The 22126-nt window shown below is 42.3% G+C and carries 22 protein-coding genes; 6 read left to right on the top strand and 16 right to left on the bottom strand.

What is annotated here, in order from left to right; genetic code table 11:
* The first annotated feature begins 19 nt into the window (after positions 1–19).
* The 3 genes from map to IEE86_RS13620 all read left to right on the top strand — a co-directional run bounded on the left by map (position 20) and on the right by IEE86_RS13620 (position 1316).
* Positions 20–769, top strand: a complete 750-nt coding sequence (gene map, locus IEE86_RS13630) for a type I methionyl aminopeptidase (RefSeq protein ID WP_191097703.1) — start codon at positions 20–22, stop codon at positions 767–769.
* Positions 770–882: 113 nt separating this feature from the next.
* Positions 883–1044: a hypothetical protein gene (locus IEE86_RS13625; protein WP_191097702.1), complete on the top strand. Its 162-nt coding sequence runs from the start codon at positions 883–885 to the stop codon at positions 1042–1044.
* Between the two features lie 134 nt (positions 1045–1178).
* Positions 1179–1316, top strand: coding sequence for a YflJ family protein (locus tag IEE86_RS13620; protein WP_003214303.1), 138 nt, complete (start codon positions 1179–1181; stop codon positions 1314–1316).
* Positions 1317–1357: 41 nt separating this feature from the next.
* Here IEE86_RS13620 and IEE86_RS13615 read toward each other — a convergent pair whose 3' ends face one another.
* Complete coding sequence (locus IEE86_RS13615; RefSeq protein WP_191097701.1) at positions 1358–2008, bottom strand: MOSC domain-containing protein; 651 nt, start codon at positions 2006–2008, stop codon at positions 1358–1360.
* Positions 2009–2129: 121 nt separating this feature from the next.
* Here IEE86_RS13615 and IEE86_RS13610 point away from each other — a divergent pair, with 121 nt between their 5' ends.
* The gene (locus tag IEE86_RS13610) at positions 2130–2402 is read left to right on the top strand and encodes an acylphosphatase (protein WP_191097700.1); all 273 of its coding nucleotides are present in this window, start codon (positions 2130–2132) and stop codon (positions 2400–2402) included.
* 19 nt (positions 2403–2421) lie between these two features.
* On the opposite strand, the gene IEE86_RS13605 is transcribed toward IEE86_RS13610, so the two are convergent.
* The 3 genes from IEE86_RS13605 to IEE86_RS13595 form a co-directional block, all read right to left on the bottom strand.
* A complete protein-coding gene (locus IEE86_RS13605) occupies positions 2422–2850 on the bottom strand; it encodes a hypothetical protein (protein WP_191097699.1) in 429 nt (142 codons plus the stop codon).
* A 106-nt stretch (positions 2851–2956) separates the two neighbouring features.
* Positions 2957–4063: a nitric oxide synthase oxygenase gene (locus IEE86_RS13600; protein ID WP_191097698.1), complete on the bottom strand. Its 1107-nt coding sequence runs from the start codon at positions 4061–4063 to the stop codon at positions 2957–2959.
* A 104-nt stretch (positions 4064–4167) separates the two neighbouring features.
* Positions 4168–4725, bottom strand: coding sequence for a PadR family transcriptional regulator (locus tag IEE86_RS13595; RefSeq protein WP_191097697.1), 558 nt, complete (start codon positions 4723–4725; stop codon positions 4168–4170).
* A 112-nt stretch (positions 4726–4837) separates the two neighbouring features.
* Between IEE86_RS13595 and IEE86_RS13590 the strand changes: the two genes are divergently transcribed.
* Positions 4838–5323, top strand: a complete 486-nt coding sequence (locus IEE86_RS13590) for a phenolic acid decarboxylase (protein WP_191097696.1) — start codon at positions 4838–4840, stop codon at positions 5321–5323.
* A 67-nt stretch (positions 5324–5390) separates the two neighbouring features.
* Here the strand turns inward: IEE86_RS13590 and IEE86_RS13585 are convergent, their stop codons facing one another.
* The 12 genes from IEE86_RS13585 to IEE86_RS13530 form a co-directional block, all read right to left on the bottom strand.
* The gene (locus IEE86_RS13585; protein WP_191097695.1) at positions 5391–7022 is read right to left on the bottom strand and encodes a M14 family metallopeptidase; all 1632 of its coding nucleotides are present in this window, start codon (positions 7020–7022) and stop codon (positions 5391–5393) included.
* Positions 7023–7201: 179 nt separating this feature from the next.
* Positions 7202–8500 carry an Mg(2+)/citrate complex secondary transporter CitM gene (locus IEE86_RS13580; protein WP_191097694.1) on the bottom strand — a complete coding sequence of 433 codons (1299 nt, stop codon included), beginning with the start codon at positions 8498–8500 and terminating at the stop codon, positions 7202–7204.
* A gap of 190 nt (positions 8501–8690) precedes the next feature.
* On the bottom strand, positions 8691–9668 hold the full coding sequence (locus IEE86_RS13575; protein ID WP_191097693.1) for a tripartite tricarboxylate transporter substrate-binding protein: 978 nt from the start codon (positions 9666–9668) through the stop codon (positions 8691–8693).
* A gap of 3 nt (positions 9669–9671) precedes the next feature.
* Complete coding sequence (locus tag IEE86_RS13570; protein ID WP_191097755.1) at positions 9672–10370, bottom strand: response regulator; 699 nt, start codon at positions 10368–10370, stop codon at positions 9672–9674.
* Positions 10371–10373: 3 nt separating this feature from the next.
* Positions 10374–11969, bottom strand: a complete 1596-nt coding sequence (locus tag IEE86_RS13565; protein ID WP_191097754.1) for a sensor histidine kinase — start codon at positions 11967–11969, stop codon at positions 10374–10376.
* A 142-nt stretch (positions 11970–12111) separates the two neighbouring features.
* Entirely contained in the window at positions 12112–13857 is a 1746-nt protein-coding gene (locus tag IEE86_RS19375) for an exosporium glycoprotein BclB-related protein (protein WP_318010289.1), read from the bottom strand.
* A gap of 115 nt (positions 13858–13972) precedes the next feature.
* Positions 13973–15055: a bifunctional diaminohydroxyphosphoribosylaminopyrimidine deaminase/5-amino-6-(5-phosphoribosylamino)uracil reductase RibD gene (ribD, locus tag IEE86_RS13555; RefSeq protein WP_191097691.1), complete on the bottom strand. Its 1083-nt coding sequence runs from the start codon at positions 15053–15055 to the stop codon at positions 13973–13975.
* 283 nt (positions 15056–15338) lie between these two features.
* Positions 15339–17096 carry a WD40 repeat domain-containing protein gene (locus IEE86_RS13550; RefSeq protein ID WP_191097690.1) on the bottom strand — a complete coding sequence of 586 codons (1758 nt, stop codon included), beginning with the start codon at positions 17094–17096 and terminating at the stop codon, positions 15339–15341.
* Positions 17097–17121: 25 nt separating this feature from the next.
* Positions 17122–17904, bottom strand: a complete 783-nt coding sequence (locus IEE86_RS13545) for a formylglycine-generating enzyme family protein (RefSeq protein WP_191097689.1) — start codon at positions 17902–17904, stop codon at positions 17122–17124.
* 32 nt (positions 17905–17936) lie between these two features.
* Positions 17937–18662: a GTP cyclohydrolase II gene (locus tag IEE86_RS13540; protein WP_191097688.1), complete on the bottom strand. Its 726-nt coding sequence runs from the start codon at positions 18660–18662 to the stop codon at positions 17937–17939.
* A gap of 595 nt (positions 18663–19257) precedes the next feature.
* Positions 19258–19914, bottom strand: a complete 657-nt coding sequence (locus IEE86_RS13535) for a class I SAM-dependent methyltransferase (RefSeq protein WP_191097687.1) — start codon at positions 19912–19914, stop codon at positions 19258–19260.
* Between the two features lie 1162 nt (positions 19915–21076).
* A complete protein-coding gene (locus IEE86_RS13530; protein ID WP_191097686.1) occupies positions 21077–21424 on the bottom strand; it encodes a YflT domain-containing protein in 348 nt (115 codons plus the stop codon).
* A gap of 221 nt (positions 21425–21645) precedes the next feature.
* Between IEE86_RS13530 and IEE86_RS13525 the strand changes: the two genes are divergently transcribed.
* Positions 21646–22023 carry a YfmB family protein gene (locus IEE86_RS13525; RefSeq protein ID WP_191097685.1) on the top strand — a complete coding sequence of 126 codons (378 nt, stop codon included), beginning with the start codon at positions 21646–21648 and terminating at the stop codon, positions 22021–22023.
* The last annotated feature ends 103 nt before the right edge of the window (positions 22024–22126 follow it).

Genomic DNA, 22126 nt, shown 5'->3' with positions numbered 1-22126 from the left:
TAGAAAGCGGGAATGAACAGTGATTGTCAAACATGATCATGAGTTAGAAGCCTTAAAAAAAGTCGGCCGAATTGTCGCTTTGGCAAGAGAAGAAATGAAAAACCAAGCGAAACCAGGCATGTCTACAAAGGAATTAGATTTGATTGGGAAAAAAATATTAGAAGAGCACGGAGCCAATTCAGCGCCTGAAAAGGAATATGACTTCCCTGGTACCACTTGTATCAGTGTGAACGATGAAGTCGCACATGGTATTCCAAGTGAAAAAAACATTTTACAAGAGGGCGACCTCATTAATATTGATATCTCAGCAGAGCTTGGCGGATATTATTCCGATACTGGAATTTCATTCGTATTAGGTACTGGTGATGCTCGACTTGAAGCATTATGCCAATGTGCCGAGGATGCTTTCCTTGAAGGGTTAAAGCATGCCAAAGCTGGTAAAAGACAAAATCAAATTGGCCGTGCGGTCTACAATACTGCCAAAGAGCAAGGTTTTACTGTGATTAAAAACCTGACAGGACACGGCATTGGGAAAAGTCTGCACGAAGCACCTAACCATATTTTGAACTATTATGATCCATTCGATAATGCTTTGTTTAAAAATGGCACAGTCATTGCCTTTGAACCTTTTATATCAACAAATGCTGAATCCATTTACCAGGCTGATGATGGCTGGACATTTAAAACACCAGATAAAAGCCTAGTCGCACAGATTGAACATACCATTGTGATCACAAAAGACGAACCGATTATTTTAACAAAGCTGTAAGTTCATTGATCCCCTCCTTTCATTGGAGGGGATTTTTTCGTAAATCTGTCACGACTAAACAAAAATGCCTGTGGTAAAATAGGCAAAGATATGCGAAAGGGGTCTTATTTGATATGTGGTTCATCATCATCGGTGTTATCTTTTTCATTGAAAGTATTATCTTAACGGTTATAGGTATTAAGAAAAAACAATCCATGATGACGTATCTTGGTGTTGTCATCATGATTATGACGATTGGCATGATCATTGTCACCCTCAACCCGCCAAATTCATAAATGATCATTTCCAGCATATACATAGATCATAGGCAGATAGAATTAGTTTTCATTTCTTAACACCTGCACACTTTTCACCTCTTTTTTTGAGATGTTACAATGCAGGCAGTTCCAATTGAAAGGAGTTTTCTATCATGCATTATGGTAGCAAAGGCTGGTATGTCGAAGAATTAAAGAAGCTTGGTGTGACCAAGCATGAGGGAAGAAAGCTTCAAAGCTTAAAAACATATTTCCTTGCAAATCTTCTAGAGCAAAAGAAACCAAGCTCATAAGCGCTTAAAAGCCGTACATCTTGTGCTGATGTACGGCTTTTTTAAATGCGTTGAATTCGTTTTTGTAAAGACTTCCTCACCACATCTGCTAAGGCATCTACTTCAAGAACAGCTTGCAGTCTCTCTGGACTTGTTTGACGATATTTGACTTCGTTCACTTCATGGACCGTTATCTGATGGGGCGCTTTCTCTACTAATATAAGAGATGCATCAGGCGACACCCTTCCTTCTTTTAACACACGTAAATAAAAGCCTGTATACCCTGTGTGCTGCACCTCTTTCACAAGCCTTGTGTTGCCGTGCTTAAGAGATAGCTTCACACAAGGCTGTCTTGGCTGACTAACCTCAACAAGCGCTTCTCCAAGCTGAAACACATCGCCAATGCACACCTTTGTCTCTACAAGCTCATGTACTGTCAAATTCTCTCCGAAGGCCGCCTCCTGAAGCGAAACACCTAAAAATTGCTCAAAGTAAGCATAATGATCATATGGAAAAACGCAGACGGCTTTATCATAGCCTCCGTGATGAACCAAATCCCCCTGGCCATCTCCCTCAAAATTGAGCTTGCTCAAATACACAGGCTCATGAATACGCCTTTTATTGATGGCTGTTTTGATTTCCTTTCCATTTACATTAGTGGTAATAGGTTGTCCTACTTGAATTCCCTCTAAGTCATACCTTTTTGGTCCCACCATGGCCATCTCCTTTGGTTGTCTGATTGTTTTATTTTACATCGTTTGACAGCCAAATCATAGTCGATGCATGAAGGTCAGATGCAGGCTATGGTACGATGAGAAAAAAGGAGAGATGACATTGATACACTATCATGCCATTGTCAAAGGACGGGTGCAGGGAGTCGGATTTCGCTATTTTGTTCAGGGAGAAGCCATCAATCGAGGGATGAAAGGTTGGGTGCGCAACACGGATGAAGGTCATGTCGAGTTAAAGGTAGAAGGTGAGCAGCAGGCAGTGCTTGACTTCTTAGACAGAGTCCAGAAAGGAAGCCCTTTTTCAAAGGTAACAGATATGCAGATGGAGCCGCTCACCGGGTTAGGTCATTATAAAGATTTTCGAATAAGAGGTTAGTTGATGTCGGTGTGTCTTTTTACTTCACAACAGTAAAAGAGTTAGCCACATAGTATCCGATCAGCGTCGTACGTGAAGCATCTTTGTAGAGGCTCACATGAACATCATAATTTGCTGAACCACTGCTAGGAAGGAACAAATGAGTTGGTGCTGTGAAAGCTGCTTGTCCAGAAATAGACCCTTGGTGTGAGTAGACAGAAGTTACTGGGAACGTAAGCTTACGAATACTCGCTGTATAATAGAGTGTTTCATTTGTTGCCGCTGTCATTTTAACGTGAATTTGAGGATGAAGAGAAGAATAACTTGAACGATCCGTTGAGACTTTCAAATCGACTACGTTTTGTACCATCGCTTTCCTATCAGTTGCTTTTACTTTTTCAGCACCTAGCGATAAACCTCCGATGATACTTAATAAAACCGCGAGTATTAGCCATGTGATTTTTTTCATTTATAACCCTCCCTTTTTGATTTCATCGCCATTAAACCATAAATTACCATATTAAACATCATTCAAATGATTCATTTTATACAAAAAAGCCTAGCTTTTCATTTCGCTAGGCTTTTTCTGTCCTATGATAGGGCTTTTCCTGATAAAAATAGTTCGGTTTCATAATGGTATTGTCGTAATGCTTGTGGAAAATGTGAGTGGCAGCTGGTGATACGGGCGGAATCAGCCATGTCCAGTCTCCAGTCAGCTTGCGGTTAGCCTTTTCTTCCTGCTTTTCAAACTGCTTGAATTGATGTGCTGCTGTGTGGTGATCGACGATGGTCACCCCTGCTTCGCGGTAAGAATGGAGAACTGCCACATTCAATTCGACAATGGCTTTGTCCTTCCAAAGTGACGCATTTTTTGTCGTGTCCAGTCCTAAAATAGAAGCGACTTTTCTTAACATATTGTAGCGGTTTTCATCCGCTAAGTTACGTGCGCCAATCTCTGTGCCCATATACCAGCCGTTAAATGGTGCAGCATTGTAATGAATACCGCCAATCTCTAATTTCATATCCGCAATAATCGGAACAGCGTACCATTTCAGCCCTAAATCACGAAAGGCTTCATATTCAGGATGGGTAATCTCGACTTCTTGGACGATCTCTTTCGGAAGATCGTATAGAACAGGCGGCTGACCTTTTAGCTGAAACATAAGCGGCAGAAGATCAAAATGCGTCCCCTCCCCTTTCCAGCCATAGGCTTCACACAACTTTGTTAATTCAAGGGATGCCTCGTCGCCGATGATGCCATATTCCGTTTCATAGCCTGCATAACGAACAAGCTGATGATTATAAATGACGACATCCTTCCGTCCCTCTTGCTCTGGGGGAAAGATCGTGATGGACGGTTTGATTTTCCCGCCATTTGTCGCATACTTAATATGATGAAAGAGCGCCTCTTTCACCTCATCCTCTGTCTTCACATGCCGGCAGTCGTGAACATGCAGGGTTGACCAAAATAAACGGCCAATGCAGCGGTTACTGTTGCGCCAAGCCATTTTCGCCCCGTGAGCTAGTTCTTCAGGTGTATGGGTGTATATACCTTCAGACTCTATTTCTTTTTTTATTTCATGCAGACGTGCTGCTTTCTCTTCATTTGATTTGTTTAATTCTTCATAGCATAAAGAAACAAAAGCTTCTGCTTCATTCCACAACGCTTCTTGGTTACTCAAACATACTCGCCTCACTTTAATACGAATATATCCATTGTAGCGGTTTCTATTAATAAATTCACTTGTTTCAAGCCATTTTTTATCATATCATCCGACCATTGTCCTTAGACAATGGATGAATCAATCAATTCAAGGGTCTTTCGAAGCCAATGAACATACCCTTTTTCTCTTTCAATGGCTCTTGTCAGCACTAAATAATGCCCAAATTGTGCTGAATGCAGCGATTCGGCGGAAGGGTCTTCCTCCGTTAAAGCGTGCAGCTTTTGTTCAAGCATATCTACTTTTTTCGTGCGCTCTAGCAGTTGATGTGTAAACAGGTCCGCCGCTTCTTTTTTGTCCATAGAAGAGATGAAAAATGTTTTGAGCATAAATTCATCCTTTGTCGTTTCTGGAATAGGGTCCTTTGTCCTTAGCCACTGATGAAGCTCCACTTTGCCTGCCGCTGTGATTTGATAGACCTTCTTCTCCAGCTTCTTTCCTTGTATGTGAATATCAAATTCAATAAACCCTTCTTCAGTTAGACGCTTCAGCTCGGGATAGATTTGGCTGTGCTTGGCACTCCAAAACTGTCCAAGGGAATCCTTAAAGTGTTTTGTGATATCGTATCCTGTCAGCTCACGCTGATCGAGTAAGCCAAGAATGACATATTTCAGTACTCTCATGATGTGCCTCCAACGCATATTCTTTGACAATAGTATACCATAGACTTTAAAATAAACATGTAAATCATGACATGTTTGAAATAACATCATTCTAATGAAAGAAGGAATAAACATGGATCAATTCGTTGGACTTCATATGATTTATACGTATGAAAATGGCTGGGAATATGAGATTTACATTAAAAATGATCATACCATTGATTACCGCATTCATAGCGGAATGGTCGGAGGCCGATGGGTCCGTGATCAAGAAGTGAATATTGTAAAGCTGACAAAAGGCGTCTACAAAGTCTCTTGGACAGAACCAACAGGGACAGACGTTTCTCTGAACTTTATGCCTGAGGAAAAACGCATGCATGGCGTCATCTTCTTCCCAAAATGGGTGCATGAACGTCCAGATATCACCGTTTGCTATCAAAACGACTACATCGATCTCATGAAAGAATCTCGCGAAAAATATGAAACCTATCCGAAATATGTTGTGCCAGAATTCGCAGACATTACGTACATCAACCATGCAGGTGTAAATGACGAAACCATTATCGCAGAAGCACCGTATGAAGGCATGACAGACGAGATAAGAGCTGGACGAAAATAAAAAAAGCGGCACGCCTTGTGCCGCTTCTAGATTGTTGACAGAGCGCTAAAATCATTTTAGCCCTTTTTTATTTAATCCCTAACGTCTTCTGATGAAGCAGGAAACGGTATACTGGCAGCTCATCGCCTACTTTCGAAGCAATAAACCCTGATGACATATAGCTGTCTTTTGATTCTGGTTCAAGGGCAAGTGACAGCAGATTGGTTTGTGGTTGCGCCGTGACATATACCTTCGTTCCTTTTGGCAGCTGACGTTTCTTTTCAACAAGTCTTGTTTCAAGCTGAATGTCTGTTTTGCTCTTTTCCTCTCGCTGTGTCACCTGATAGGCTTGTACCGGCACTTTCACGCCAACAGGCAATGTAACACTTTTTAACCCTAATGTTCTAAGTTTCCTCTCTACCCCTTCATGCCCTGGAAGAATGAGATAAGCTGTCGGACGCTCTCTCGTCAATACAGGAACCGCATCGCTCGCACTGTGAAAGCGCACAGGGACATTGATGGTCTGTCCTTTTTCAATATCAACCATTTCCAGTGAATCATTTACAGGCGCCTTGAAATCATCTTGAATGACCACTTGATCGTCATCGTTTGGTTGAAGACCTTTTTTCACCAGCTTCAGCCGCTCCGTCACCATTTGCTGCTTCACCTGCTTCGCATGCTTCACCGTTGTCTCAATGATTTTTTCATGAGTAGTGACTTGGGCAGCGACGCGGCGGGTAAAGTCCTCTCTTCCAATTCCAATCCCTCTGCTTTCTACAAGAAATGACAGAGCTGGCGAGAGTGCAAGAGCATTTCGCCCAATTCGTGCATCCGTTCCCCCTTCATAAAGGTCAATTTTCCCATCCTTTCCTCTTGTGTTTGTATAATATAAATCATTAGAAAACCCTTTGTTCGTCAGCGTTTCCCGAACTCCGTTGACGTATAATTCATTTGACGTTAGACGAATGCTTTCAGGGATGTTCAAATTCTTCCCTGATAAGATCAGCAAATCGTGATATTTGAGAGCGCCTGATGAGCCGATATCTTCAAACTGCTTTTGGCCTACATCGTATTCATGTGCATCAATGACAACCTCTGGCGCATAACGATTAAATTCTTGATGCAGGGCTGTGAGTTCTGGAGATTCTAATGTCATATGATCACGATTTCCGTCCATTCCGTTGGCAAGCCTGCGGTCAAAGGCATATGCGCCATCAGGGTTGATCCTAGGGACAATGATGATATTGACATGATTGAGTATACGCTCTCCTTCTTCACCTGCTAGTCGTTTCGCAATCACAAGGGCAGATTCGCCGGAGGCCGGTTCATTTCCGTGTATTTGTGCTTGAAGCCAGATCGTTGGCTTTTTTGAAAGTGGAGAAATATGACGGTCCTTTGTAAAGTAAAGGGCTGGAATGGACCGACCATCAATGGATGTTCCAATCTGTTTTTGCGTAGCGTAAGGACTTTTGCGGACAATGTCACGTAAGAAAGCTTGAAGCTCTTCTTGTGTCGTAAATGCGTCTCCTTTTTTCTGAAAGGCAGGGGTATCAAACGTCTCGTCAGGCTCAGGGTATCGCTTTTTCACTGAGGCTGGCTGTTCATAATTCTTTCCATAATAAGGGGTGTCTGCATGAGCTGAATCTGGGGTCATCATCAACAAACTGCCTGTTATGAGACATACAGCAGTTAAAAGAATCGTGCCTTTTCGGTTGGACATGCTATCCTCTCCCTTCGTTGATTTGCATTATAAAGAAAAAAACAGCAAAAGTGTCAGTATTTTTCAAAAATATATCTTTTGGAGGAACAGGTATGTCTTTAGATCGAGCAAACGAATGGAGCTGCCAAGCAATATGACCTAAAAAAGAGTGCCTGCTCTGGCAGCAGACACTCTTTTATTTACCAGATGGAGATGGCTCCAATAAGAACCGCCATGACGGTCATCGCAACAACTGCAAGTACAGCCCATTTCATCCCAAATTTCTGATGCTGATCCAGTGATACCCCAACAAGTCCAACAAGTAAATGAGTCGATGGTACAAGTGGGCTCAACATATGAATCGGCTGGCCAATAATAGAGGCTCTAGCAATTTCAATTTTATCGACACCGTATGCTGCCGCTGTTTCTGATAGGATTGGCAGGACCCCGTAAAAGTATGCATCATTCGGCATAAAGAAGGTAAATATCCCGCTTGTTAATGCGACAATGACTGGAATAAATCCGCCAAGCTGCTCTGGAATTGCAGACACAATGGAGATCGCCATTTCATCGACCATTTTCGTTCCAGTTAAAATGCCTGTAAAAACACCTGCCGCGAAAATCATAGAAGCAATCGCTAATACGTTTGTTGAATGAGCCGCAATCCGCTCACGCTGCTGTTCTAAGTTCGGATAGTTCACGATAATCGCCACACAGAAAGCAAGAACAAATAGGACCGTTAAGCTGACTTTTCCTGAGACGAGAAGGAGCACCAATAACAACGTAAGCGTTAGGTTAAACCACCAAAGTTTCGGTCGTTTGATGTCATCTTGCAATGCCGCTGCCATTTCATTTGCATGAATCGGCTGTTCGAGCTCAATGACACCAAGACGCTTTCTTTCAGACTTCCCAAGAAAGTATGCCACCACAATCATGCTCAAAACCCCTGCACCAATGACTGGAATCATTGGGCCAAATAAAAGTGATGGATCAACGCCAAGTGCACTTGCCGCTCTTGGTGTTGCACCGCCCCACGGGATCGTATTCATAATTCCCATGCCAACTCCGGCAATTCCTGCTAAAATAATCGGCCTGATGCCAAGCAGCGTAAATAACGGAAGCATCGCTGTTGTTGTAATCATGTATGTCGTTGTCCCGTCACCATCAAGTGCGACCAGCATGGTCAAGACAGCTGTTCCGACAACAATTTTCAACGGATCGCCCTTGACGATTTTTAAGATTTTCGCCACCATCGGATCAAATAAACCCGCATCAATCATAATGCCAAAGTACAAAATCGCAAACATGATCATGACCGCTGTCGGAGCGACTTGCTGCACACCTTTTACAATCATGTCTGAAATTTCAGTAAAATGAAAACCTGCAATAAGAGCAAATGCAATTGGTGTTAATACCAATGCCGTTAATACAGACATACGTTTCGTCATAATCAAAACCATAAATACAACCATCATAAGAAATCCTAAGATTGCTAACACTTTGTTCACCCCTTATGTTGTATACGCTTTCATTAATTGTTGGTATCCCATTTCCAACCCTTTCTGTCATCATATATGACGTTGAAATTGAAGTAAATATTATGAATTTTAATTCTTTTTCGGTCGATAAGTGCTTTTTGTTCATTTTGTGCAAACGTTGGTTTTTCTTGATTTCATAAAAAAAGCGATCTCACTCGACCGCTTGTTCTCCTTGTATAAATTGCTCATATCGCCTTAATTGATCTTCCATGAAGATCTTCGCCTCTTTGCTGTTCATATAACGACCTGTCCAGCCCTTTTGCTTTAATTGTTTTTTCCAAGACTTGGTTTGAGTCATTTTTTGAAGAAGCTGATCCCATTCACGAATCTCGTGCTGATTCATTTGCTTAGGTCCCATGACACCGCGCCAATGAGAAAAAACAAGCGGGATTCCCTGCTCTTTCCAAGTGGGCACATCTTCAAATCCCTCTAAACGCTGATTGGTTGTGGTCGCTATGAGCTTTAGCCTCTTCTTTTCATAATCATGACGAACCTCTGTAATGGTGGTTGTTGCTGCATCCACCTCATGATCAATGAGCGCCTGAAATAAATCATCTGCACTGTCAAATTTCAAAAATTGAATGCGGTAAGGGTTAATCCCTGCCATTTCCGCTGCACGGGCGAACGAGATTTGATCGTCATTCCCAAAGTCAGGGGCAAAACCAATTTTTAAGGAATCTGTTTTTTTCTTTAGGGTGTCCAGCAGTTCCTTTCCATTTGAAAATGGAGAATCAACAGGGACTGCAACGACCTGCCACTCTTCTGCAAGAATGGCGAGTGGCGTGACATCATTCATTGTCACGTTACTGCTGCCAAGCAAATTACGGCTCAATAATAAGCTTGAATTTAAACTAATGTAATTGGCATCTCGCTCCATCATATATGTCCACCCTTTATCCACCGTCCCGCCTCTTTGATAAAGGATGTTCACTGGCTGCTTCACCAGCTTTTCTTGCTCAAGCACTGATTTCATCACTTGAGCTGTTTGGTCAAAACCACCGTCTGGTACACCAGACACCACAATATATAATGGACTGTGCTGCAGGAAGGAATCTTCTGCTGTTTTTTCATTAAAGCTGAGCGTCATAGAAAGTAAGATGATGAGGACTAGGAGCATTCCTTTTTTCATCTTTTATGACTCCACTTGTTTATTGGCAGGGTAATATTTTCGTTCTGGTCTGCCAATGATCCCGTATGCAAGCTCTGCCCGGCATTCTCCCGTTGTCACGAGATACTCTACATACCGTCTCGCTGTTGTCCTTGATGCGCCCATTTTTTCTCCAAGTTCTTCCGCTGTAATTCCATTGTTCTCCGATGCCATCAATGTTTTCACTTTCTCCAAAGTAATTGAATTGATACCTGTCGGCAGGTCCCGGTCACTCTTTTGTTTTGGTTCTTCCTGCATTTGTCCAAAAAACAGATCAATCATCGTTTGATTGACTTCATCCTTTGAGTTGATGATGTCTACCTTTTCTTTATATTCGGTTAAGACTTGCGTGAATTTTTGGGCTGTCACTGGTTTGATTAAATAATGAACCACTCCATAATGAAGGGCATCTCTTAGAAGCATCGTTTCCGTTGCAGCGGTAATAATGATTACATCTACTCCAGGATAGCGCTCTCTTAAAAGCGGTAACAGGTTTGTACCGAGCTCATCGGGCATGTACACATCAAGCAAGATGAGATCGACCTGGTCATTTTCGAGCGCCTCCCACATTTCTTTTGCATTCTTTGCCTTTCCAGCGACTTGAAAGCCTTGTATCTTTTGGATATAGGATTCATGAATGGCAGCGATTCGAAAATCATCCTCTGCAATGAGTACCTTAATCACCATCTATTCCCCCTTTGTGCCTTTCGGTATGTATACAGTGAAGATGGCACCGCCTTCTTTTTGGTTTGCGACTTCAATCCAGCCCCCAAGTTCGTCCAATACTTCTTTCACATTCGCTAGCCCATAGCCTCGCCCTTCTCCCTTTGACGAATGACCTCTTGTGAAAATATGTGACAGTTCTTTTTCATTCACCCCATCACCTGAATCACAAACCTCTATGATAATATCAAATCCAATATCGGTGATGAATAAGCTTACCTCTCGCTTCTCCTTATTTAAGACGGCCTCAAAGGCATTATCTACGAGATTGCCAATGATGGTGATAAAGTGAGATAGACTCAAATGAGCTGGAAGTGGCTCCAATGAACTATTTTCATCAATGTGGAATTGAACCTTTTTCTCAGATGCCTTTCCTAGCTTTCCGAGTAAGATGGCTTGTATTTTAGGAGAACGAATTTGCTTCATGAGTAAATCATGCTGACGATTTTGCAGCGTATATTCTTCCTTTATTAAGTCAATGGCTTCATCCACTTGTTTCAGCTCAAGTAAGCCTAAAATGGCGTACAGTTTATTGGAGAACTCGTGTGTTTGAGCTCTAAGGTCTTCTGAATATTGACTGACCTCTGTTAATGTATCAAGCAGCTTCGTCAGCTCTGTTTTTTCCCTGAAGCTCACAATTCCTCCGAATACCCGATTGTCCTGAACCACTTTTTTCACATTTAACACAAAGGTTTTATCATTGACGACTGTTTCAATGTTAGGTTCAATCGTCTCTTCCTTTAAATAGGAAAGGAGATTAGCATTTGGCAAGACTTGATCAATATGAAGCGGCAGCTCTGATGAAACGCGCAGCATGTGTTCGGCTGATGTATTCATCATCGTCATCGCACCTTTGCGGTCAAACGCAATGATCCCCTCTTTAATGGCAAGTAGCATCGCTTCTCTTTCTCGAAATAGTGAAGCAATTTCATGCGGTTCAAGCCCTAATGTATCTTTGCGAATGCTCCTTGTTAAAAAAATGGCTCCGAATATACCAGGCAGCAAAACAAGAAGAGCGATATAACTTAGTCTGATTAGTTGATGAGCTGTCGCTTGGTCAATTTCCTTTTTTAAAAACTCGACGGTGACTGTTCCAATAATTTCTTCATGCTGTCCTGTTTCTTTCATAATCGGGGCACTGCCTCTGACAACGGTTTCACCATCAGAATCACCAGTCGATATGGAGGTTCCTCCAAATAGGAGAGTACTTCTTCCTTCAGATACACTGATGGTTGTCCCAACATGCTCATGATTCGTATGAAAAAGGACCTTGCCTTTTTGATTGGTAATGAAGATGGCATGTGCTCTTACTTGCTCCTTCATTTGCTCAAGCACTGCCTGTTCTTCATTTTGTGATGCTGATGTGGCCACCGATGTTTTAATAGGCGGCATATATGAGATCGTTCTAGCGGTTTGCACCGCCAGCTGTTCAGCTTGCCGCTGTCTTTCTGAGGTCTGCATAAAACCAAAACAAATGGTCAATAACGCAATGACAACAAGCAAAAGCCCGATGATTAACCCCAAAATTTTCGTTTGTAAAGTGACTTTCCTTTTGCCCATCCTCACCGCCACAACCCCTAATTCATGTAGATTCACCCGAATAGACTCTAAGAAAATCATATCATTTTTTCTCACTAAGTTAAGAAAAAATTCATTCAAACAAAAAAGGACGACTTAAAATCAAGTCATCCCTCTGTGTTGATTACGTGATCGATAAACCAGCACTCGCATAGCCTGCTACGGTATTCACTAAGGAAAGACCCGTAGCTGTTGCAGAGAATACGACAAGCAATCTTGTTTGCGGTGTGACTGGTACGTTCAGACCCGTAGCAATGCCGTTTGAAATAGCGCCTATCGTTAAAATGCCGGTTAACGCTGGGGCCAATGTGACGCTCGCTACCTGAGTGAAGCTGTTATCTGGTGTCGGTGAAGCAAACAGACTAGCTGTAACAGTAATACTCGTGCCAACTAAAGAAAGGGCTGCTGTCGTACTAAAATAGCCGGCAAATGACGTAATGGTTCCAGCTCTCGGAACAGAGAACGCCATGTTTAGTAATGTTCCTGCGGCCCCTGTTAAATCAATGATTCCACCTACAATACTGACACCTGTCGCTGAGTTACCAAATCCGACCAAACTAGTTGTTCCAACGAGACCGCCGGCAATTGTCGTCAGTACAGCAGGAGTACCTGATGCAAATGGGATTATTGCACTCGATCCTGTCACACCCGTTGGACCTGTATCTCCGGTCGCTCCCGTTGCACCCGTATCTCCCGTGGCTCCGGTTACTCCGGTTGCTCCGGTTGCGCCCGTATCTCCCGTGGCTCCGGTTGCTCCTGTTGGACCTGTATCTCCGGTCGCTCCTGTTGCTCCTGTTGGACCTGTATCTCCGGTCGCTCCTGTTGCTCCCGTGGTTCCCGCGGCTCCGGTAGCACCCTTTGGACCCGTATCTCCCGTGACTCCGGTTACTCCTGTTGGACCTGTATCTCCGGTCGCTCCTGTTGCTCCCGTGGTTCCCGCGGCTCCGGTAGCACCCTTTGGACCCGTATCTCCCGTGACTCCGGTTACTCCTGTTGGACCCGTATCTCCCGTGACTCCGGTTACTCCTGTTGGACCCGTATCTCCGATGGCTCCGGTTGCTCCCGTGGTTCCCGTGGCTCCCGTTGGACCCATATCTCCCGTTGGACCCGTATCTCCTGTTGCTCCGGTGGCCCCTGTTGCTCCGGGATCTCCGGTTGCTCCTGTTGCTCCCGTGACTCCGGTCGCTCCCGTTGGACCTGTATCTCCCGTGGCTCTTGTTGCACCCGTATCTCCCGTTTCCCCTGTTACTCCCGTTGCTCCGGGATTTTCTGACACTCCTGTTTCTCCCATTGTTGCTAACAACGTATAGTCTGGTGATGTGTCAGGTATACCCATTGGCAGCGATGTATTCAATACGTACGTACTGCCATTGTATGTCATCACTTGACCTAACGGATGTGTCGAACCCGCCACTAGATCAACATCCACTATGCCAGTTAAACCTAAACCTGTTTCACCAGCAGCTAATATCGTGTAATCAATTGATGTACTTGGCGTTCCTGATGGCAGTGCTTTATTTACTACATATGTACTACCATTATATGTCACAATTTGACCTACTGGATAGGTCGCTGCTACCGCTGGATCGAAATCCACAATACCAGTTATCCCTACGCCTGACGGACTTGCTAGCCCCAGAGGGCCTACTTGACTTTTTCTTCTTCCTATCCCTTCTGAAAGACCTTGTATTCTACAAACACACGGGTCTTTTCCGCAGCAAGGATTTTCCACCGATTTTCCAGATTCCCCCTTCTTACAACTATCACACTCCCATCCATCATCCTTATACGCATCGTACCAGCTTTCTGATTGGTAACGACTTTTAGGATGAGTCGGATAGGTTTTTCCACATTGTCTACATCTTCGCATAGAATCACCCCCATCCATCGTATTCAGCCTATCTTAGAAAGGTGTATGTCCATTTTTATTTTTATTTAGGTAGATCGAAAAGACCTTGCGCTCCATGCACAAGGTCTTTCTTTTTTTAAAATCTCATCGTCATTTTTAAATCTTTTCCTACCATACTATATTCAATATCCGCTGGACGGATCGCCTCTTTTAGTTTTTTCACACCTTCTCCTTCAAAAAAAGTAGGTGCATCCTTTCCACCAATCAATAAAGGTGCCATATAAATGACGGCTTCATTCACAAGGGACGCTTCTAAAAATGACGCGCTTACACTACCTCCTGCCTCTACAAGTACTGACATCACAGCGCGCTTCTTCAACATGTGTAACACATCATGGAGATCTGTCCGGAGTTCTCCGCTTGTGACAAATACTTGATGCCCTTTTTCTATCAGCTGATGATACTTTTTTTGATCGTAGTTTTGCGAAGTACAAATAATGGTTTCTGCCATATGATCTGTTAAGCATTTTGCATGAAGTGGAATCCTTAATGTTGAATCTAAAATGACACGAATGGGCTGGGTCATGAATGAATCTTTCACAATTAAACCTGCATCATCTTGAATGATCGTTTCAACTCCTGTAACCACGGCATCTGCTTCTTGACGTAATCGCTGCACTTCTTTTCTGGCTTCTGTTCCTGTGATCCATTTGCTTTCTTGATGCGCTGTTGCAATTTTCCCATCTATTGAAATAGCTGTTTTTAATATGACATAAGGAAGGTCTGATTGAATGAAATGAAAAAAGGGCACATTTAAGCGGTCCGCCTCCTGTTTACATATTCCTTCTTCTACTTCTATCCCTGCTTGTTTCAACATGGTCATCCCTTTACCTGCTACAAGCGGATTTGGGTCTTGCGTCGCAATGACTACACGTTTCACACCACTTTTGATAATGGCTTCTGTGCAAGGGCCTGTTTTCCCATGATGCGAACAAGGTTCGAGCGTCACATACATGTCAGCTCCCTTCGCCTTTTCCCCTGCCATTTGCAGCGCATGAATTTCAGCATGCGACTCGCCTGCCTTCAGGTGCGCACCAATTCCAACGATCTCACCACGCTTTACAACGACTGCACCGACAAGCGGATTTGGCGAGGTTTGTCCTTTTACGGCCTCTGCGTTAGCAATGGCTAGCTTCATATAAAAAACATCGTCTTTCATGTGAGTCTCCTTTCTTCTCTTTCAAGGGAAAGAACTCCTTCAGGGTATGAAGGAGTTCTATTCTCATGTGCTATATTTTTTCCATCCGTTTCTTTTCAGATCGATCATAGTAAGGCAAGGAATAAAAAAGTTTATACGATGCTCGTTGTTTACAAAAACAGCATTTGCGACATTCATATTTATTAATGAGGAGCACATGCGGACAATTGAGTACAGTTAGACCCTTTTTCATATGTTCCTTGCAAACACTTATCATGAGAATCCCCCGCTTACATTCTTTTTCTTAATGAGAGATTACTTCTTTCGGAAATTGTTCAAATAAGCGCAGTACTTCCGTATGCGTCCCATCTTCTCGAATGTGATAAATACCGCCATCATATGAGCTTGCATATACATCATTTCCTAATTGTCTGATGGCACTAATCCCATTTTGTGCAATTCTGATTGGTCCTGTATTGACACCTAGCTCTGGATTCCATACAACGATGTATCCCCAATAATCTCCGCTCACAATATAGCCAGAATCTGTGACAGTGACTGATTTAATAGAATATTGATGCTCATTGTGCTGATCTAAAATTCTACCTGTATGCAAATCAAACAATCTGACATTCTTGTCACGGCTCACAATGGCAATACGGTCTCTTTTGCTATCAATAAAGACATCATTGAGCAGCTCTGTCGCACCGATGTATTCCGCTTTTAAGGACAAACTTTTCTTATCTAAAAGACAGATGGTTCCTTCAACAGCGGCTGTGATGATATGATCTCCTTCTACCTTTAATGCTTTGACAGCACAATCATGTGCTTTGGAACGGCCGATTTCCTTTAAGTGCTCTGTCGAAATCACATGCACATAACCACCGTAAGTCCCAATATAGAATTGCCGGTCTTCCTCGTGGAAATACACACTGTTGACTGGCCCTGTATTGAGGTCAAAAGAGACCATTTGCTGCAATGATTCGTGTACAATATGCACCTGACTTGCATGATCTCCCCATGCATAATAGCTTCCATCCCGTGCAACAGCCACTCCATTTGTTAAAACACCTGTCGATTTTGCAATTTCGATCCCGTTCTTTCTGAATTTTCCGTCATCTGATGCTGTGATGATATCCCCCGCATCAGTTAACGCAATATCATTAATAGACGGTGTCGCCATTTCGATTTCATCAGATACGACTTTCCCCTCTTCTATCGACCATTCACAATACGTTTTTCCAAAGCTGGCTCCAAGGATTGACTTCTCATCCTCCGTCCAGACAAGCGAGCGTTCCCACTGATATTTATGAGGCAGTAGCGTATCGACTAAATCACCCGTTTCATAATTCCACAGCTTAATTAAATGGTCATAGCCTGCTGTCAGCAAGTAATTTCCGCTTGGTGAAAAATTCACACGCTTGACGCCCTGTAAATGGGCTTTGATGATTTTTTTCTCCTGTAAAGTTGAAGCATCATAAATGATGACGGTGCCATCATCTCTGCCAAGTGCAAACACTTCTTTTTGATTGCTTCCACTGATGGTGTCCAGCTCATAATCAAACGGTCCAATTTCCCCTACAATTTCTCCTGTATCATACAGCCAAACAAGGACATAACCATCATCACCTGTTGTATAAGCTTTATCCCCATGTATCCATACAGCTAATACATCCTTACTATGTCCATGAAATTCTCTTAAAATCGCTCCCGTTTCGATATCCCAGACTAAGCATCTTCTATCTCTTGATACCGATACGAGCAAGGTATCCTGTTTGGCAAAGGCGACAGCTTCCACATCATCCGCATGACCATATAGTGTACGAATTCGAGTATGAGTGTCCGTATCAAATAATTGAATGGTATAGTCTGACGATGCACTCGCTAAGTATTTTCCATTTTCAGAAAGTGATAGAGAGTTGATGATATGCTCGTGACTGCCAATAAACGTTCCTTCTCTTGTTCCTCGTTCCCACTTATAAATACAGCGGTCATAACCGCCAGTGTAGACAATTTGATCATGCTGAGTTGATAAAACAGATGTAATTGGTCCTCTATGCATGGTTTTACACTCCTATCTTCATATGTTATTTTTGACGAGTAACTAGACGAAAACCAGTAAATCGAAAAACGGGGTCCGGATGCTTCCCGTGTCTTCTTGCGACTCTGCATAAATCTCCGCCTCTTGCGAAGGATCCGCCTTTTAGAATGTAGTAATCGCTGCCGAGTGTTTCCGTTAAATCATCTACGACCTCGATCCCGCCTTCATATACATGATATTTGGTGTTGACCCATTCCTCGACATTGCCTCCCATATCATAAAGCCCAAATAGGGATCTGCCCTTTTCGTAATGACGGACAGGTGTCGTTTTTTCGATATGTGATTCGTACGTATTGCAGTAAGAAGGATCGAACTCATCTCCCCACGGGTATTGATTTCTCGTATTGCCCCGGGCAGCATACTCCCATTCCTCTTCAGTAGGGATTGAAACGTCATATCCAAGCTTGCCGCTCAGCCACTGACAGAACGAAAAGGCTTCCTCAATGTCCATGCCCCAAGCTGGATGATCTTTGCCCCCGCCAAGCTCCCCGTTTGTTAAGCTTTCCGGATAAGTCTTGCCTGTCTCATCACAATAGCTTTGATACCATTCATTGGTGACGACCGTATCTGAGATAAAAAATTCATTGATATACGGCTGATACGATGGAAATTCTTTGTACAGCCATTTTTGAAACTTTTTCTCACGGCCGTAGGTTGGATTGAGTAGCTTGTCCTTCCAAAATTCTGATGCCTTTTTCATATCTTCTTCGTTGCTTCCAATCGTTGCATAGCCGCTTGGGATTTGAATCCAATTGATATCAGGTTTCACGTTTTTCTCCCGCCTTCTTTAAATAAACTCATCTACTGATTAATTAATTTCTTCTCATCGACCATATGTCCTGAGGCTGCTTTTGCCTTTAAATACGCTTCGTTATAGAGTGAGGCTTCTACCGTATGATCAAACCGTAAAACCGGAAGACCGTAAGCCGCAATGGAGTCGACTTTATCAGGATTGTTTGTTAGGAGGTGCATTGGTTTCCCTTTGTTTAAATAGTGCAATACAGCCGCCGCTTCCTCATAATGCCGATCATCATCTCCGCAGCCGATCAGGCGGTTGGCCTCAAATGTATCGAGGTTCATTTCCTGCAATTTATACGTCAGTGCTTTAGCCATCAGCCCAATGGACCGTCCTTCTTGATTGGCCATATACACGAGCATCCCTTTTCCATGTTCTGTGATTTTCTTCAGCGATAACGCCAGCTGCGGACCGCAATCACATTTTAGTGACCCAAACACATCCCCTGTTTGGCAGACACTATGAATGCGCACAAGTGGCGGCACCTCATTTTCAAAGTCACCAAATAGGAGACAAGAGGAAAATGTTTGCTGCATGGTACTCATTTGTACAATAGATTCGATCGTTGGCTTTGTATCCTGTTCAACAGGCGTGAAGGCGTACCATTTAAACAGCACTTCTTCATGTTGAATAGAGATCGGCAGGTTCACTGGCCCCACGAGCAAATAGTTTTTTTCTTGAAATGAAAATTGATGAATCATCGATTGCAATTCAGCTACAAACTTGTTCATTTGTCTCCCCCCTATTCATCACTGCACCCAATTCGATTTTGGCAGCGCAGTGATGGAGTGATGAATATGTGTACGCACTCCCATAGCCTGGGCACCCGTTTCCAGCTGCAATCACGCCTTATGAGAAAATGCCTGTACAAATACCGGCTGCATACATTCGCTCCATGGATGCACAATGCCTCTCATCGTTTAGTACCTTTATTTTCGTAAAAGAATCTTCATTTTCACTTCTTTTGATGCCTGAAGAACTGACGATTTCACTTACGATCTGGCCTTTGTCCAGTGTCAAGTACAAAGGAGCAGAAATCGAGCTTCATACACTGTATTCTCTGTAAAAGCAGTGACACGATCCGGTGATTGCTGAATGGAGCATGCATGCTTTTTCTTAAAAGAATACCTCCGTAAGCTTCGAGCTGCTTTCTATCTTTTACTAGAAGCGCTGGTTCTTCGAATGCTTTTGGTCACATCAATGCGTCCCATCTAAGCTCTCCATTCATCATTAATGAACAGATGATACTTCTTTTTAGCTAGTAGGATTGCATCACTTAACTCGCTTGAACCATCACCTCATGCTTCGCGTTTATCCTCCTTTGTACTAGATTTTGACGGCAATGACATGATGCTGGCTGATTCCAGCCTTTGCTTTTAATGGTGCAATCGATACAAGCTCAAGACCTGATGTACAAATTCTTTCTCCAAGCTGAGAATCTGAAAATGAAAAATGAAATCGGCCATCTTCTCCGATTAATCCTGTTTTCCACTCTTCTCCCCATACAACAAGTGAAAAGACGCCACCTTCATGAAGTAAAGAAGATACCTGCTTTAAGTAACGTTCGTGATCATCAGGATGTTGATGGTGAAAACAGCCATGATCTAAAATTAAATCAAACTGCATCCCGCGCCCCTGATCCATTGACCATGACATAAAATCTTGATGAACAAAATGGACAGGAACTGTTTCTCTTTTCTTTAACCCTTCCCACTCCTCATGCTCATACAGATCAATGCCGACATATAGAGAGAGCCCGCTTAAATGTTCAAGTGCCCGGCCGTTCCCGCACCCGATATCCAGCACAGAAGCAAGTGCATCCTTTTCCCTTGAGCGCCATGCCTTTAATGACATCACAGCTGCGTCCGTTAATGACGGATCAGTGGACCACATATCTGTTCTTTGCTCATAATGCTCTTGAAATGCCGTACGCATTTTTTCTAAATACAACCCACTGTCTTCATGGTACAAAGCCTTTTTCATCACGGGACCTCCTTCAATTCAAAATCATCTTTTCTGGCAGAGATGGTTTTCAAGCAAAAAGCCTTATGATAGAATGGAAGATGGATTTTTTAGGAAATCTGTTTTCTGAAAAAGAAGAGAAGCACCCCACATGTTCACTCTTCTTTTTCAGCACTCACCCTCACATGCAGCGATTCGAAAGATACGGCGCCTCAGCTTGTTGTCTCTTTTTTTCATATGAGTTCACCTCCTTCAATGTTCGATCATTCCAAAGGCTTTATTGAAACCGCTTTCTCTTTTATAATCCTCTGATCAGCTTTTACAAGAACGCTCATTTTTTTGATACCTCTTACAAATTGATCATAGTAGAAAGGTCAAGCTATTGTTTAGAAAAACTATTATTCTTTCATGTCTTCTTCAAGTAAAAGATATTTTCTCTGGTTTAGTAGAACATGTTTATCTTTCAGAAACGCTTGCCCCCTTTGCTGCACGCACCACCTTTCACTAAAATACACATCGAGTAAACCCACCAGTTTTTTAACAACTAATTCCATAATGACTGGATTAAGCCAAATATATTGTTTTTAGATTATTTTGTCAACAAATTATTTCCTAAACATTAGAATGAATTTTCTAATTGAAAATACAGGTATTTTTCGTGGTTTTTTGACCTCAAAACACTTATTTCTACACAAAAATACAACTTACACCAATAGAACTAAGAAATTTATCTACTAAATTACACAAGATTTTTATTTCATTTTGAGACAAATGTGAAAGATATAATGATTATTTCCCGAATGATTTTTTGTGATATTTTAACTATTTTTTCTGTTTTTTAATGATTCCCTTTGGTATTTCTACATTTTCAATTAGAATGTTTGACTGTTTATTCCAATCTATTGACCTTTCTTATTATGGTAAAAAAGATGGGTTTCTGATCAAAGACATGATGACATGAAAAAAAGCCCCTTACAAAAGTAAGAGGCTCAGTGTATAGATAACTCTCGTATTCTTTGTTAGGTCTCGCGGTCCAGTGCTCACGAATGTGCCATTCGCTTTGCTCCGGTGCTCGCCTTTCCTAGACTGAAAAGGTACTCATGTTACGCTGAAAAGGATGCCAAAGAGTTAAACGAAAGCATCCTTTTAGCCCTTTAGCAAAAAAGCGTTTTAAAGTTGGCGTTTACGCCCAGGTTTTCACTTTTTCATGATCTGTCACAAATAGAAGAACTTTTCCTTCGTCTAAATGTTCTTCAAAGGTTTCCGCTTCTTCTTTAGAGAATCCAATCTCATGAATTTTATTGCGGAGTTCATCGCCCTTTTTACTAAAGATATTCCCAACAGCATGTTTGAGTCCAACTTCTCTTGGACCTATCGTATTGGCATCTGCATTACTTGCAATTCGTTCTGTTCGATCATCGTCATGGGACAGAACATAAATGTCCTCTCTTGCAACACCGAGTGATTTTAATTGCTCTACATCTCTTTGAAGTGTTTCATCATTTGAATACTCTCTTACAACAGGTTTCATTTAATATTCCTCCTTTAATGTCTTACGAATCTTTTACCCATCACTTTTGTCATTAAACCTTCAAACAGCACATCCATTTTGCCGCATGGATTGATCGTGCCTATTGACTTATTTTTGTCAAAATCTCTGTAAAAATGACTAAATTTTCTGAAATATTATGTTCATTCCTGTTGATTTGTTGTACAATTTTGATACTGGAGGCTAGAAATGAGGTAGCGCTGATGTATTATTTTTCAGCTGAGCAGCAGTTTAATGCTTGGGTAGTCAGTGATTTGGTCAAACAGCTTTTTCAAAAGTGGAAGCCCGAAGAAGCAAAAGCACAGCCGCTTACATTGTTTGCTGAACAGCACTTTTGCATCTCCATTGATTATCTCTTTTCCATCATTATTAACATTGGAGATATCGAGTCGATTGAACATGATCCACAAGACCTGTTGTCCTCATACTTGAATATCCTTTTTCCTTTTGTGACACGCGATATGATAAAAGCCTCCATGCAAAATGCCAATGAATATTTATTAAAAGAACGTGATGCGGACGTATATCAGCTGTTGGGTTGTCTCCCGCCGCTCCTCTCTGTCTCTTTTCAAAAAAAGTAGTCCCATTCTTTTAGATGGTGGCTGCTTTTTTGTATGTGTTTTGAAAAGACCGTATGTTTTGAATGAAAAGAAGCATCATGTTAATGTAAATCTAGGATGCAAG

The sequence above is a fragment of the Bacillus crepusculi genome, assembly GCF_014764715.1.
Classification (GTDB): Bacteria; Bacillota; Bacilli; order Bacillales; family Bacillaceae; genus Bacillus.
Note: the sequence above shows the minus strand (reverse complement) of the source record. Positions and strands in the feature narration are given on the sequence as shown.